Below are 13,673 nucleotides of genomic sequence, written 5' to 3' on the forward strand. Positions count from 1 at the left end.
GGCTTCGTCACGGCATCGGGTCTCCGGTTTGCGGTCCGCGTCGAAAGAAGCCCGCCATTCCGGCGCGCGCGAGGGTGAACAGGATTTTCAAAAAGGCCGGCCGGTCGGCGCGGATGGCGATGGTCTCATCGGCCCAATACGCCAAGCGCCGGCCGCTGCGGCCCGCCTCGCAGAAGTCATCGACGGGGCCATCGCCGTTGAGGGCTCGGACGTCGAGTACAAGACATAAGGCCACGTCCATCGCCAGGCAGCGCGAGACGCGTGCGACCGGCGCGCCGCGGTCGAGCGTATCGTAGCATTGGCGGAGGGCGGGAAGGGCCTCGCCGGCGCCGTCCGCCTGGTACAGCGTGAGGATCGCCTGAACACCCGGCGTCACGTCGCCTTCGACAAGAGCAGGCAGGCGCCCGCTCTCTTGCGCGAGGGCCGCGTGAGCCCCCAGAGCAAACACCGCCAGGACAAGCCCAGAGCGGAGCATGGTGACCTCATGGCGCCGTGGCCCTTCACGGGAGCATTCCAGAAGCACCCGACGGTGATCAAGCGTCTTTCGGCGGTACGCTCCGACCAGAAGCCATATCCTTCCATATTCGGGCGCGCCGGAGCGCAGACGGTCCCGCAGCGGCGTGTCTGCACGAAAGGGTCTGTTGCAACGTTTGCCATGGGACAGCGGGCGGGGAGAACACCGGCCCCGAATACACGAAGAATCTCCCTTCATGCTGCAAAGCCGCCTGGGATTGATCCGAAGCCGCGTAGCGCATCGGTCAAGGGTCGAACCAGCGATACTGAAGCGTCAGTCCGACCGTCTGAAAACTTCCGCCGAATCGTGTGATCAGCGAGTCCGCCCAGGCCAATTTCACGGACATACCGTCGACGATGGGGACCGAGAGGGTCACGCCGTACCGCGCGTTGGCTTGCCGGTCGCGCTTGCCGATGCCGTTCACGCTGGTCTCCCCGCCCGTGTAGTAGGTTGCATCAGCTGCCAACCACAGACCGGGGTGGAAATTGTATCCGCCGTGCAGTTCGAACGTCCAAAGCGGGTCCTGGCTGCGCACATTGCCCCGGAAAAAGTTCGTATTGTCGGTGAACGTCCACACACCGGCTGACGCGTCCATGAACCAGTTTCCGATCGGCTGCGACAGTCCGATCTCCGGCTTGAACGCCCAGCGGTTGGAACTGATGTTGATCAGCTGGGCCGGGTTGTACTGCCCGGTCGGCGCGACGACGGTGAGGCTCGCACCCAGCGTCGTGGTCGGGGTGCGTCGCGCGAACTCCGCCGGCGTGAGCGCCGGTCCGCCGACAAGGTTCGCCGTAAACCGCAATCTCACGTCGCCCAGCCCGGTCCGGGACACGCGCCGGCTCTGCTCCTCGACATCGCCGCTCACATCGCCGCTGACATAGGGGACCAACAACGCCGCGCTGGCTGCCCGCCCGGCCAAGGAAAAGGATCGTTGATAGCCGAGAATGCCGCTGTTGATCACGGCCTCGACGTTTGTGATTGGGAGCGATGGGTCGGTCGACACGCCGCCGGTGGAGCGGGTGTATCCGCCGACCAGGAAGTTGGTGCCGATGGGCGACACGGAAAAGGCACGCGGCTCCATCTCCTGGGCGTTCGCCATTGGAATGATGGCCAAGGCGCCCGCCAATGCGAGTACAGCGCACACGGGGTGAACCCCACACTTGCGCCGGTTCTGGAGTGCGATGATCGACGATGCCCGGAACCGCGCGCCGCCATGCCACATCGGCCGGGGCTCCTGTCGTGACGCGCCCATACCGATCACCCCATTCGCACGCGGAGGATCATCACGCAGCCCGCGAACGCTAAGGCATCATGGCGGCCATGATTTGTCTATTCACCAATGGTGGCGATACGGTCGGATCGGGCGGAAGAAGCCGTCCGCGGAGACCCTGATCGGTTACCGGAGCATGGTGACGCTCGCACCGACGGGGATTGGATGAACCTTCCCATTTCTGGCAGACTGACGCTCGTCGATGGAGGATGTTCCTCTTATCGCGGAGACGGTGCGATGCGTGCGACGCTCATCGGCTTGCATGTGACGACATTGGTGTTCCAGGTTCACGGCATAGACGCGCCGGGCAAGACGGTGGTGACCAAGTGCCTGCGACACGAGGACGAGCGAGCGTTTCCATGACGCTGCCATCCGGTCTGGTCGGCCTGGACCCCCGCGCCGGTGCATCCTCTCGGACCCGTGAGCTCGCTTGGCCAAAACACTCCGGGCGCTTGATACAGCCTCGGTTCGTGAAGGCCGACGTCCAGTTCCACAAGAATGATCGCGCCAACGCTAAAGTGATTGGCGGAGGCGTCCAGCGGCCGACGCTGCGGTCTGTCGAAGGCACGATATCGAAGCAACCGAGCACCGTGATCGTCCCGCGCGGACGGGCTTTGCTTGTACACCAGTGGACGCCGTTGATCACCAAGCTGCGTGAATTCCGGGAATCGGCCCGATATGCCCGCAGCACAGCCGACCAAGACCGCTCCAAGCACCACGCCGATGTCAGAGTCGCCTGAGTGCGCACCTCGACGGGGACATTGCTGGCCATTTCCAATTGGCATCCCGACTGAACCCGTCGCGTTCCTGCCTTGGGCAGGCCGGTCGTTCGACCGCGGAGCGCGGCGCGAGCCGCCGCAACTTCTCGGTACCGAGGTGATCGGTCGTGCCGTGTTGATAGGGCCGCTGGCGGTTCGGACGGATGACAACGTGGGCGACCTCGGCGCTGATGCCGCAAAGATCCGGCTGGCGGTGTGAGGGCCGGAATGGTGGCGTGATCGTACGTTCGTCGCTATACGTTTGCCCAAGGGCGTTCCCGGATCACCTTGTACGGGTAGTCGGGCTCGCGGTGGCCGATGGGATCCTGGCGTTTGGGGAGCTTCACCGGGTCGCGGGGGAGCTTCTCGTGGGGGATGTGCTCCAGCAGGTGGCTGATGATGTTCAGGCGGGCGCGACGCTTGTCGTCGGAATGCGCGACGTACCAGGGCGCCCAGGGGGTGTCGGTGGCGGCGAACATGTCGTCGCGGGCGCGGGAATAGTCGAACCAGCGGCTGTAGGACTTCAGATCCATCGGCGACAGCTTCCAGGTCTTCCGGCCGTCGTGGATCCGCGCCTCCAGTCGGCGGGTCTGCTCCTCGGGGCCGACCTCCAGCCAGTATTTCAGCAGGAGGATCCCCGAATCGACCATCGCCCGCTCCACGGCCGGGACCATCTCCAGGAAGCGCTTGGCCTGCTCCTCGGTGCAGAAGCCCATGACCCGCTCGACCCCGGCGCGGTTGTACCAGCTGCGGTCGAAGATCACGACCTCGCCGGCCGCCGGGAAGTGGGGGATGTAGCGCTGGATGTACATCTGCGACTTTTCGCGCTCCGTCGGGGTCGGCAGGGCGACGGTGCGGAAGACGCGCGGGCTGACGCGCTCGGTGATCGCCTTGATGGTCCCGCCCTTGCCGGCGGTGTCGCGCCCTTCGAAGACGATGCAAACCTTCAGGCCCTTGTGCACCACCCATTCCTGCAGGGTCACAAGGTCGGCGTGGAGCTTGGCAAGCTCCTTCTCGTACGTTCGCCGCTTCAGCTTTTCGTGAGAAGCGTTCTCGGGGGTGCGTTCCCTGACGATGTCGTCGTTCGCATGGCCGTGCTTTCGCGCCTTCGCATGCTTCGCCATTGTCGTCGCCTTGTTGTGGAAAGCAATTGCTCATCAGACCCCAGACGACAACGACGTGGAAGTATCCAGCCGTACTTTCCTCCCTGCTACGGTAACAGCCTGATGTACGTGCGCCCGACCTGGGGCCCGTTGGGCTGGAAACGACCTGTTACCGTAACAGCTGCATTCTGTCCTCGATGCTACTTCTGCGACGTTGCTCGGTTGCGGCCTAATGCTCCCTCCACCGATCGCATGGCATCAACGAATTCTAAAATCCAGCGGCACCTCCGTCACGACGGCGTTTCAGCGTCGGCTTTCGGCGTTTCTTTCCACCCTGGTCGTTGGACTGGGCTTGGCGAGTAGGCCGGCCCTGCCGTCACCTTCTGGGAGCAGGAGTAGAGCAATGAGGACAAGGCGCTTTACCTGCTTCTCGGGGCGGGCGCCCTGGCGCTCGGCTGGGCCACGTGGACATGGGTTTGGAATTCCAGCGGTCCGCGCTTCCAGGACGAGAGCTGGTTCGACCGCACCACGGTGGAAGGCGGTGCCGACAAGCGGGATCACATCTGGAGTGGCTACGCGATCAGCCACCTGTTCGCCCGCCAGTACCAGGGCGGGCTCCGATTGGCCTGAACCTGACGTAGCGCTCGATCCCTATGTGCCGGCGCCGGTCGGTAGCGCCTTCCATAACGTCCGGCCGCCCGACACCTGCATCTCCCGCGATTGGCGTTTGCCTTCACCTCATGAGAACCGCACGGCTTTGGCACCAGACCATCCCCGCGACCCAAGAGCCGAATTTCCAGCGATCAGGTTACGCACAGGTTACGCACCCTACGGACGTTCATTTGTCCGCCGGCTGCCGCTCAGATGGCAGGTTTCCTATTTGAGGCCACCGCCACGCTTTGCATCTACGCATGCCCACTGGACTGACCTCGGACCCCGAAATACTTTATGACAGTTCTACAAAGCAGAGCTTCCCAGAGCGGAACGTCCGCGCATTGCGTGGCTCAGGTGCGCGGGGTGGGCGGCAAGGAGGGTGCGTCGCCGGAGCAGTTTTTTGTTGGCTCTATTCCGCGTTGACACAGCGTGCCTTCTTGCCGCCATGTTTCGACATCGCCTCAAGCGAGACTAATGACGGAATGGAGCCGCACTCAACTTTGCTGCGACAGCCCCAGAGAAGGTGGCGAAACAATGGACCTGAATCCTCCACGCTCCGATCAGGCGCCACCGCATTCAGCCGTGCTTTATGTTGCCCTTCAGATTGCACTGATCGCCTTTCTGGTTTATGCCTGCGGCCGAATCATAGTGCCCATTGCTGACATACTGCTTTGGTCGGCGATCCTGGCGGTCTTGCTGTATCCGCTGCATCGCCGTCTCGCCGTCCGGCTCGGCAATCGCTGGTCGGCGCTGCTGATCGGGCTGGTCGGCGTTGTGGTGACGCTCGTGCCGCTCATCATGGTGGCGACATCGGTTGGGTCTACCGCATATTCACTTTTCTCGGATCTGCAGAACAACAGCCTCACCGTGTCGCCGCCACCGCCACGGCTCGCCACCGTCCCATTGGTTGGCCAGAAACTGACAGAAGCCTGGGCCCTCATCGCCACCAACATGCCGGTCGCGCTCGCCAAGTACGGCCAGATGTTGCGGGGGCCGGCGGCGTGGCTGGTGTCATCCACGGGCGGCTTGGCCGCCAGCGTCTTCTCGTTCATTCTGTCCTTCGCGATCGCCGCCGTGATCGTCGCCTATGGCAAGGGTGCCGCCGCTTTTGCTCAGCGCCTGTTGCAAACCGTGATCGGCAGCGAAACGCGGGGGGCGCGACTGGTTGCGTTGACCGCCGCGACGATCCGTGGCGTGGCCCTTGGTGTTGTCGGCGTGGCCATCATCCAGTCGCTGCTCATCGGAGTCGCCTTCTTCGCCATTGGCCTTCCGGCGGCCGGCCTTTTGACGCTCGCGACGCTTTTTCTGGGCATCGTGCAGGTGCCGGCGACGCTGCTGACGCTGCCTGTGATCGGCTACGTCCTCGCGACCGAAGCCACGACGCCCGCGATCATCTTCATGGTCTGGACCCTCGCCGCCGGGCTCAGCGACAATGTCCTCAAGCCATTGATGCTCGGTCGGGGACTGGAGGCGCCAATGCCGGTCATTCTGATTGGTGTCATTGGCGGCATGCTGGCCGACGGCCTTCTCGGACTGTTTAAGGGGCCTGTGCTGCTGGCGGTCGGCTATGTCCTGCTCATGGAATGGCTGCGGGGGCAGCCAAGTGAGGGCGGGCCGCGGATTGAACACCCGACGCCCCAGACGATGCGGCGGTGAGGGCAAGGCCGCCCTTTCACCCTTCGGCGCGTCCGGTCGCGTCCCGCCACTCGAGCCCTGATCGCACCCCCCGCACCGACGCTTCGTCACATCACAGAACCGTCAGCGAGTGCCCGCGGCCCGCGTGCGAACGGCATGACGAGGCTGACGGCACCCAGTGCGTACAGCCCGGCGGCCACGATTTGCGCCAGCCGCTTCAAAAGCTCCACATCGGCCGATGGCGACGCCGGCATGAAGGCCAACCCGAACAGCACGGTGAACGCCACGAAGCCGGGAAGCAGCACGTGAGCGAACATCGGGACCCGCTCGATCCACCACGCGACGAGAAGCGTGGCCGCGACGACCACGGTGGTGAGCACCGGAATGGTCGCGTGGAGGCTCACCACCCGAACCGCCGCCGCGGCCAGCAGCCCGCCCAGCAGGTTGCCGGCGGCGAAGCTCGTCGCATAGCGCGCGGCCTGCTCAATCTGCACTTGGCGGAGCATGGTCGCCACGGTGAGCAGCACCACCATCGCGGCCAAACCGTCGGCCGCCAGCACCAGATGCAACGGAAGAATGATAAGGGTCGCCACCATCGCCCGAGAGGTGACGCCAACGGGCGCCCCCACTTCCGCAGCCGCCGCGCCGGGACTCGGCGCCCGCTGCGGGAAGACCGCGTGGGCGAGGAACACCAGGGCGATGCCGAAGGCCACCGAGAGCGACAGCTGGACGACGAGGACCGCAGCGAGGTCTGTGGAAACGGCCGCCAGAGTGGTGACCACGATGCCCATCGTCAGCGTCATCGTGCCCACCGCGGCGGTCTTCCGCTGCAGCGCCAGGGCGAACCCCCACAGGTAGATCAGCCCGACGCCCAAGGCGTAGGGGAATACCCGGTCCGCCGTGAGCGCCGACACACCATAGGCGAACAGTGACGCGCCACTGACGACCACAAAAAGCCCCAGGACCATTTTCGCCGTGGGCCGCGGCCCCGGCAACGCAAGCAGCTGCAGCGCAATCACCGCGGCGAGTGGCGGCACCAGCGCACCGCGCAGGATCTCAAACACCAGTCCCAGCGCCACGGCGAAGGCCAACCGCAAGCCATGGTTGCGCCGCTCCAGCGACGCCGGGTCACGAAACATAGGCCGGTCACGAAACATAGGTAAGAGCCGCGATCAGTCGGATGCGCAGCCAGCCAAGCGCATTCATCGGCGCGTTGTCGTCGGCATAGACCATGACCGCGGCCTTCGATCCGTAGCGTGCGCCGCGCGGCAGGTTCTGAGGGTCGAAGGCGAGCTGCACCGGGAAGTGCTCGGGGTCCGTCAGCCAGCCGGTTTCGGTCGACGGTTTCGGCAACCCCGTCGCTGGATCCACCGCGCCGGAGGCGATGCCCCAGCCGACGCTCGACACCGTCGCCTCGAACACGCGCCCGGGCAGGACGTCGAGCACCACTTCGGCCCGCTGTCCCGGCGCGAGAACGCCCAGGCTGTTCTCCCGGATGGACGCCAGCAGCCAGACGTCCGTCACGCTGATGAAGGTCATCGCCGGCTGACCGGCCGTTATCACCTGGCCTCCCGCCAGCTGCAGGCTGGTGACCACCCCGTCAGACGGCGCCGTCACCGTGGTTTTCGACAGATCGAAGCGCGCCTTGTCGAGCGCGGCGATGGCCTCCTGGATCTGCGGGTTGTTCTCGCCCGCGGGGCCGAGTTGCTCGCGCGCGCGGGCGACGTCCGCCTCCGCGCGGACGACCCGAGCGTGCGCTTCATCCAGCTGGGCTGTGGCCTGATCCTGGCGCGCCGCGGCATACACGCCGCGTTTGACGAGATCGAACACGCGCGCGGTCTGGGCCCGTACGTTGGTTTCCGTCGCGCGCGCCTCGTCGAGGGCGGCCTCCGCCACGTCCACGGCGGCGGTCGAGGCGCCGATGCTCTGCCCCACCTGGGCGAGCTTCGCCTGCGCCTGTGCCACGGCAATCGCGAACGGCGTCGGATCCAGCCGGAAGAGCGTGGCGCCGCGGGCCACGCGCGCGTTGTCGGTCACATCGACGTTCAGGACTTGGCCGGCCACCTCCGGCGCCATGCGGATCACAAACGCCTGGACCCGTGCGTCGCTGCTGAAAGGCGTCGTCTGGTCCGCCACCACATAGTAGGCGAACACGAGCGCCGCAAACGCGATCGCGAACAGCGTGATTCGTCTTAGCCCCGTGAGGTCGCGAGTTGCTTCCGGCGCGGCGGCCCCGCTGTCATCCGCCGCGATGCGTTCATTGGTGTTGGCGGTTTGGGTCATGGAGCCTTGGCCTTTCGCGTGTCGGTTGCTCGAACAGACACGGTCCAATCAACGTCGGGCACGACTCGTTTGCGCCATTGTCGGTCGCTTCGGGTGCTCTGGCGACATCGAAAAATGATACCAGCGCCGCCCTTTTGCGCCTGGAAACCTCAGCCGGCTCGAGCGACGTAGCTATTGAGCTTCCCGTGGGATGAGCCAAAGCGCCTCTCACCGGAGGCGCAAGGCGATCATGGCCATCTATGCGCGTGTTTTTGTGGCCTGCAGCGGCGCGCCATCGTCCATCTCACCGGCAGCCCGTTTGTCGCGTTGGGCACGCTGTGTGCCCGCTGGCCCCGGCTCGGGCTGTGGCGCTGGTTGCACGACCGGCTCCGCCGGGCGTGGGGTCTGCCCTGCGTCGACACGGTGGAACCGGACGCGGTGGTGATCGATAGTCGGACCTACCACTCAGCCCCGACCCGGTCCAGCGTTGTGGAGGTGATCGGACGGCTTCGAGCCTTGGCCGCAAATGATCCTGAGGGTGGAGACCATGCACGTTCGTGTCAGCGATCAATTCTCCGTCACATCCAGGTTCATTGTCGTCGTGCGGGCGGTTGGGCGCGGTCCCGTTTTCATGAGCTTCAACGGTGCACCGTCATCGCCCATTTGGCGGCCTTGCCGTTCATAGTGCTTTGACGCAGACATAGGATTCACAACGGGCCGCCGACGTGCGATTCTGTCGGCATGGCCCAGACCGTCAGCATCATTGTTGGACCGGAGGACCGCGCGCGTTTGGCTGCGGTCCTCGGTGACCGGAACCGCCCGCAGAAACATGTGCAGCGGGTGAACATCATTCTGCTCTCGGCCGCGCGGCTGCCGGTCCTGGAGGTGGCCCGTCGGGCCGGCGTCAGCCGCCCGGCGGTTTGGCGTTGGCAAGTGCGCTACGCCGAACAAGGCGTCGATGGGCTGTTGCGCGACAAGACGCGCAAGCCCGGCCGGGCGCCGCTGCCGACCGCCACCGTGGCCAAGGTGCTGGCGCTGACGTGTTCGGAACCACCCGGCGCCGTGACACACTGGACCGGCCGGGCGGTGGCCAAGGCCGTCGGCATCAGCCTGCGCGCCGTGCAGCGCATCTGGGAAGCCAACCGGCTCCAGCCGCATCGGTTGCGCACCTTCAAGCGCTCCAACGACCCGGCGTTCGCCGCCAAGGTGGAGGACATCGTCGGCCTCTATATGGACCCGCCCTGCCACGCGGTGGTGCTGTCCATCGACGAGAAGAGCCAGATCCAGGCGCTCGACCGCACTCAGCCGGGTTTGCCGCTGAAGCCCGGCAAGTGCGGGACGATGACGCACGATTATAAGCGCAACGGCACCACCACGCTGTTCGCCGCGCTGACCACCCTGGACGGCACCGTGGTCGGCCGCTGCCTGCCCAAGCACACCCACAAGGAGTTCATCAAGTTCCTCAACGCCGTCGAGCGCGTCGTGCCGGTCGGCAAGGTGATCCACGCCATCGTCGACAACTACGCCACCCACAAGCATCCCAAGGTGCTGGAATGGTTGGCCAATCATCCGCGATGGGTCTTCCATTTCACGCCGACCTCGGCGTCCTGGATCAACGCCGTCGAGGGCTTCTTCTCCATCATCACCCGCCGGAGCATCCGGCGCGGCGTGTTCAAGTCCGTGGCCGATCTCCAGGACGCCATCGCCCGCTACATCCGCGAGCACAACAGGGCATCCAAGCCCTTCATCTGGACCAAGTCGGCCGAGGATATCCTCGATAAACTCAGCCGTTTGCCTGCACCTTCTGAATGAGTCAGTGCAATAGATTGCGTTGCAGACCACACTGGCAATCGCGTGTATGGTCAATTCCAAAACGTTCAGAACACTTTGGATGACCTGCCCGAGCTTGGGATGACTTTCCCGAGCTTGCACGCATCGGTTCTGGCATGGTCCTGCGACAACTTGCGAGTGTGGGCCCCGGGCAGCATGCCGGGCGGAGGGGCTGTGCGTTGAATCAGACCGACAATGAAAGCGTGACGTGTACGCTTTGAGGACTGTGCTTCTTATGAAGGGAAAACCCGCTTCGCTCAAACACCGTCATCATTGGGACATTGTCAGCCAGAACATCGGCGACCAGTTCCCTTGAGCCCACCTCACGCGCCAACACGGTGAGGTGGTGGGGGAGCTTGGCGCCCACGCCTTGCCCCTGATGGTGATCAAGGACCATGAAGGCCACCTCGGCCTGCCCCGGTTGTACGATGATGTAACGGCCACCGCCGATGATCGCTGACTGACCGTCCTCGTCCATCGCCGCGACCAGGGCCACATGGCTGATGAAGTCGACGTTCGAAAAAGGCGATTTCCTGCTCGGTAAACCCGCGCTTCATGGCGAAGAAACGCCGGTAGAGCGACTGGGAACTGGTACGGCCGACCGCGGCCACGAGGGCCTCCCGGTCGTCCCGCCGGAGCGCCCGTATTTCCATCAGGCGCCCATCGCGCCGCACCTCAACCGCCGAGTACGCCGCAGGCTCCGTCATGACCAACGCTGCCGTATAAGCGTGTCCATTTGCGATGCCGAGCTGGGCTTCTCAAGCCAAAATCCGCCAGTCATTTTGTCGACATCCTACACGCGTGGGAACTTGCGAGCCAGCGTGCGCGCATGGAATTCCCCAAAAGGGCCTCGTGGAGGACGCGGGCATGGTCGGTCCAGACCGGTCGACGCCATCCATGAGAGCATTGGGGGCGGAGTGCTCTTATCCTGCACCACGTCAAGGCGACTGTCGCGCGCTCACTCCCGCAAGTAGACGACCGTGCAGGGATGTCCCACCCCGCTTGTGGTGAGGTGGGTTCCCCTGAACCCCCGGGAAAACAATAATTTTCGTGCCCCCTTGAATAGGTTGCGCCGTGCGCGGGCATCGGCCAAGCGCCCCGTCAGACCGGGCAAGGGAATCTTTCCGTTGGCGCTGAAGGGCAATGACCCAGCCCAGCAGACACCAGACCGTCGCCGATGGTCCCAAAGGTCATATGAACATCTCTCGCCGGAGCTCCTTGCCCTCACCGTTCATCGCAACGGTCACGGATGCGAATTGTCTGCATCGATGCTTCGAAATTGCCCGTCGTCGTCCAACCGAACCGCACGACACCGCTCATGGCGGCCATCGGTCCAAGCAGAAACAAGTGCTCTGCGGGCATGATGTTGCCGTATCTGAGGGTGGTCTTCTAGACGAACGTCATATACGGGACATTGGCGCGCGGCGGAACGAGGTCCAGATGAGAATAGGTGAGCGTCAACCTCGTCACCTCGGGGTCGTGCGTCCCCAGCAAAACTCCGACGGTTGCTACCAGGGCGACGGCAAGCCAGAACCGGGGTGCCCTTGCTGCCACCTCGGTGCAGTTTGGGCAGCGCCGATGACCGCGGTCATCACGACGGCATCAATGGCGATGGTGCCGCGGCTGACAAAGCCAATGCAGAAGACGCTGTCGCAGCATGGTTCTCGTCCGTCAAGCTGGCGGCCGAACCTCGATGGGACGTGCTCACGATACGGTCCGGAATGCGCGCGTGAGCCCATGAGAAGAGGCACGGCCGTTCCGGACATCGTCTACAGGGCTCGCAGCGTTCATCGAGCATGACGCTCGTCCACTGACGGACGCCGGTGTGGTCCAGCGAGTCACGGGGATCTTGGGGAGGCGCCTGTAACGGAAGCGCGCGCAGGTCCAAGGCGGCCGCCTCATGGCGTCAGCGCTCTATCTAAGCGGCGTGTGCGGAGCGCGGCCAGGGCGCAGTCCAGAGAGCGGTCCAGCTCGGACATGGGCGGTGTGCTCGCCACCTCAGGGCAAAGCTCGGTCATGGCCCAGGTTCGCGGTGGCGTTGGCGCGACAGCGTCGGGATCACAGGTCGCCGGGTCGGGGTGCATTTCCTCCGCCGCGGTGGTCCTGGGCCACGCGCCGGGCGGCGGAGGCCGGCCGGCCGGGGTGATGGCGACGTTCGGCACAATACCGAAGCATTCCACCGGACCGCCGGATGGTCGGAAGTAGCGCGCCGTGGTCAGCCGAAGGCCATCGCCACCAGCCAATTGGAAGATCGTCTGGACCGAGCCTTTGCCGTAGCTGCGCCCGCCGAACAGCAGCGCCCGGTGATGGTCTTGCAACGCCCCAGCGACAACCTCCGCCGCGGACGTCGTGCCACTGTCGATCAGCACCGCCAATGGCAGGTCCCGCACCACGTCATCGCCCGTACCCCCGGAATAATGCTGCACGCCCGATACACGGCTCCGGGTGGACACGATCTCCACCGCGCCGAGGAAGGCGTCGGCGACCCTCACGCCCTGGTCGAACAGGCCGCCGGGGTTATCCCGCAGATCCAACACGACGCCGGCCAGTTCGCGGTCGGTCTGGTGCCTCATCGTATCGAAAGCTTCGTGGACAAGACGGCTGGTTTGCTCGGTGAAGTGGGTGATCCGGATGTAAGCGACGCCACTCTCGACCCGGTGAAGGACCGGCTCAGAACGGACCATGGTCCGTGTCACGGACACAAGCAGGGGAACATCGTTGCCCGGGCGCAGCAGCAGCAACGTCACGCCACCGCCGGACGGGCCACGCATGGTCATCACCGCCTCGTGCAGGCTTAACCCCTTCACCTCGCGGTCATCGATCCGGGCGATCAGGTCGCCAGACCGCACTCCGGCGCGAGCCGCGGGCGTGTTTGCGTTGGCGCTGACGACGCGGAGCAGGCCGCTTCCATCATCCGGCGCGACCACCATGCCCAGACCAGGGAACTCGCCATGCATCTGATCGCGAACGTCCTGCACGTGCTCGGCGTCGAGAAACCCCGAATACGGGTCGAGCGAGGCCAGCATGGCCCCGATGGCGCTCTCGGTCAGAACCCGTTCGCTGGCGGTGCGGTCGTCCTGCCTCTTCTTCCCTAATCCTGCCACCGCCGTGTCGATCAGCCGCTCCGGGTCAGCGGACTTCACATGGGACGACAGCACGTGCTGCAGCACATCCGCGAAGAGGATGTAGTTGGGATCGGACGTTGAGGGGGGCAAAGCGCTTGGCCGCATCGCCGCGAAGGCGGCCCGATACCGCTCAAGCGCGGCGTCAATGGGATCGTGGTCGGCGGAACGCACCACGCACGCGGTTTCAGTCGCCAGCGCCAGCGCCAGCGCCAACAAGGGCAGCGCGAGCCTCAGAGCCCGGCATCCTGAGTGCCTTGGCGATGCCGGCCGTACGGTGTGGAGGGCTGAGGCATCTCGACGATGTTCGATCATGGCCAGGGGACCACTTTGCTCGGTGTCGCCGATGCGCGACCCCCAGTGTCCCGGAAGCCGTGTCCCGGAATTTCTGGGTACATCGCGGAAGACGCGCATGTTGGCGACGACGACATCGGTTTCGGCATTGAACCGCACGGGTGGCTTATTTCGGAAGTAGCACAAGGGTTAGGCGGCCCAGGCTACGGTAACGCCGTGATACGGTAACAC

12 protein-coding genes are annotated in these 13,673 nt (G+C 64.9%); 5 read left to right on the top strand and 7 right to left on the bottom strand.

Annotation, left to right across the window (positions count from 1 at the left end; genetic code table 11):
- Window positions 1–7: 7 nt before the first annotated feature.
- Together M2351_RS30485 and M2351_RS30490 are read right to left on the bottom strand one after the other, a co-directional pair.
- Entirely contained in the window at window positions 8–475 is a 468-nt protein-coding gene (locus tag M2351_RS30485) for a hypothetical protein (RefSeq protein WP_264659779.1), read from the bottom strand.
- A gap of 283 nt (window positions 476–758) precedes the next feature.
- The gene (locus tag M2351_RS30490; RefSeq protein WP_264659780.1) at window positions 759–1,736 is read right to left on the bottom strand and encodes a transporter; all 978 of its coding nucleotides are present in this window, start codon (window positions 1,734–1,736) and stop codon (window positions 759–761) included.
- A gap of 285 nt (window positions 1,737–2,021) precedes the next feature.
- Between M2351_RS30490 and M2351_RS30495 the strand changes: the two genes are divergently transcribed.
- On the top strand, window positions 2,022–2,147 hold the full coding sequence (locus tag M2351_RS30495) for a hypothetical protein (protein WP_264659781.1): 126 nt from the start codon (window positions 2,022–2,024) through the stop codon (window positions 2,145–2,147).
- The gene (locus M2351_RS30500) at window positions 2,144–2,524 is read left to right on the top strand and encodes a hypothetical protein (protein ID WP_264659782.1); all 381 of its coding nucleotides are present in this window, start codon (window positions 2,144–2,146) and stop codon (window positions 2,522–2,524) included. The genes M2351_RS30495 and M2351_RS30500 overlap by 4 nt, the downstream gene beginning before the upstream one ends.
- A gap of 272 nt (window positions 2,525–2,796) precedes the next feature.
- Here M2351_RS30500 and ppk2 read toward each other — a convergent pair whose 3' ends face one another.
- The gene (ppk2, locus tag M2351_RS30505; RefSeq protein ID WP_264659783.1) at window positions 2,797–3,666 is read right to left on the bottom strand and encodes a polyphosphate kinase 2; all 870 of its coding nucleotides are present in this window, start codon (window positions 3,664–3,666) and stop codon (window positions 2,797–2,799) included.
- Window positions 3,667–4,089: 423 nt separating this feature from the next.
- Here ppk2 and M2351_RS45310 point away from each other — a divergent pair, with 423 nt between their 5' ends.
- Both M2351_RS45310 and M2351_RS30510 read left to right on the top strand, forming a co-directional pair.
- Window positions 4,090–4,275 (top strand): DUF2279 domain-containing protein, encoded by a 186-nt coding sequence (locus M2351_RS45310; RefSeq protein ID WP_406567466.1) that lies wholly within the window; start codon window positions 4,090–4,092, stop codon window positions 4,273–4,275.
- 558 nt (window positions 4,276–4,833) lie between these two features.
- Entirely contained in the window at window positions 4,834–5,955 is a 1,122-nt protein-coding gene (locus M2351_RS30510; protein WP_264659784.1) for an AI-2E family transporter, read from the top strand.
- An 86-nt stretch (window positions 5,956–6,041) separates the two neighbouring features.
- On the opposite strand, the gene M2351_RS30515 is transcribed toward M2351_RS30510, so the two are convergent.
- Window positions 6,042–7,073 (bottom strand): DUF2955 domain-containing protein, encoded by a 1,032-nt coding sequence (locus M2351_RS30515; RefSeq protein ID WP_264659785.1) that lies wholly within the window; start codon window positions 7,071–7,073, stop codon window positions 6,042–6,044.
- 7 nt (window positions 7,074–7,080) lie between these two features.
- A complete protein-coding gene (locus M2351_RS30520; RefSeq protein ID WP_264659786.1) occupies window positions 7,081–8,217 on the bottom strand; it encodes an HlyD family secretion protein in 1,137 nt (378 codons plus the stop codon).
- A gap of 720 nt (window positions 8,218–8,937) precedes the next feature.
- On the opposite strand from M2351_RS30520, the gene M2351_RS30525 reads away from it, so the two are divergent.
- On the top strand, window positions 8,938–10,008 hold the full coding sequence (locus M2351_RS30525) for an IS630 family transposase (protein WP_264657876.1): 1,071 nt from the start codon (window positions 8,938–8,940) through the stop codon (window positions 10,006–10,008).
- 202 nt (window positions 10,009–10,210) lie between these two features.
- Here the strand turns inward: M2351_RS30525 and M2351_RS30530 are convergent, their stop codons facing one another.
- Window positions 10,211–10,504 (bottom strand): GNAT family N-acetyltransferase, encoded by a 294-nt coding sequence (locus M2351_RS30530; protein ID WP_406567450.1) that lies wholly within the window; start codon window positions 10,502–10,504, stop codon window positions 10,211–10,213.
- Between the two features lie 1,420 nt (window positions 10,505–11,924).
- Window positions 11,925–13,601 (bottom strand): S41 family peptidase, encoded by a 1,677-nt coding sequence (locus tag M2351_RS30535; protein ID WP_264659788.1) that lies wholly within the window; start codon window positions 13,599–13,601, stop codon window positions 11,925–11,927.
- Window positions 13,602–13,673: the final 72 nt, after the last annotated feature.

Origin of the sequence: Azospirillum canadense (assembly GCF_025961225.1) — a bacterium.
Lineage (GTDB): Bacteria > Pseudomonadota > Alphaproteobacteria > Azospirillales > Azospirillaceae > Azospirillum > Azospirillum canadense.

What these genes read in the sequence shown, in the direction of transcription:
- ppk2 (WP_264659783.1), bottom strand. Translation starts at nt 3,666, where the DNA reads ATGGCGAAGCATGCGAAGGCGCGAAAGCACGGCCATGCGAACGACGAC.
- M2351_RS30510 (WP_264659784.1), top strand. Translation starts at nt 4,834, where the DNA reads ATGGACCTGAATCCTCCACGCTCCGATCAGGCGCCACCGCATTCAGCC.
- M2351_RS30525 (WP_264657876.1), top strand. Translation starts at nt 8,938, where the DNA reads ATGGCCCAGACCGTCAGCATCATTGTTGGACCGGAGGACCGCGCGCGT.
- M2351_RS30515 (WP_264659785.1), bottom strand. Translation starts at nt 7,073, where the DNA reads ATGTTTCGTGACCCGGCGTCGCTGGAGCGGCGCAACCATGGCTTGCGG.
- M2351_RS30530 (WP_406567450.1), bottom strand. Translation starts at nt 10,504, where the DNA reads ATGGACGAGGACGGTCAGTCAGCGATCATCGGCGGTGGCCGTTACATC.
- M2351_RS30520 (WP_264659786.1), bottom strand. Translation starts at nt 8,217, where the DNA reads ATGACCCAAACCGCCAACACCAATGAACGCATCGCGGCGGATGACAGC.
- M2351_RS30485 (WP_264659779.1), bottom strand. Translation starts at nt 475, where the DNA reads ATGCTCCGCTCTGGGCTTGTCCTGGCGGTGTTTGCTCTGGGGGCTCAC.
- M2351_RS30490 (WP_264659780.1), bottom strand. Translation starts at nt 1,736, where the DNA reads ATGTGGCATGGCGGCGCGCGGTTCCGGGCATCGTCGATCATCGCACTC.
- M2351_RS30500 (WP_264659782.1), top strand. Translation starts at nt 2,144, where the DNA reads ATGACGCTGCCATCCGGTCTGGTCGGCCTGGACCCCCGCGCCGGTGCA.
- M2351_RS30495 (WP_264659781.1), top strand. Translation starts at nt 2,022, where the DNA reads ATGCGTGCGACGCTCATCGGCTTGCATGTGACGACATTGGTGTTCCAG.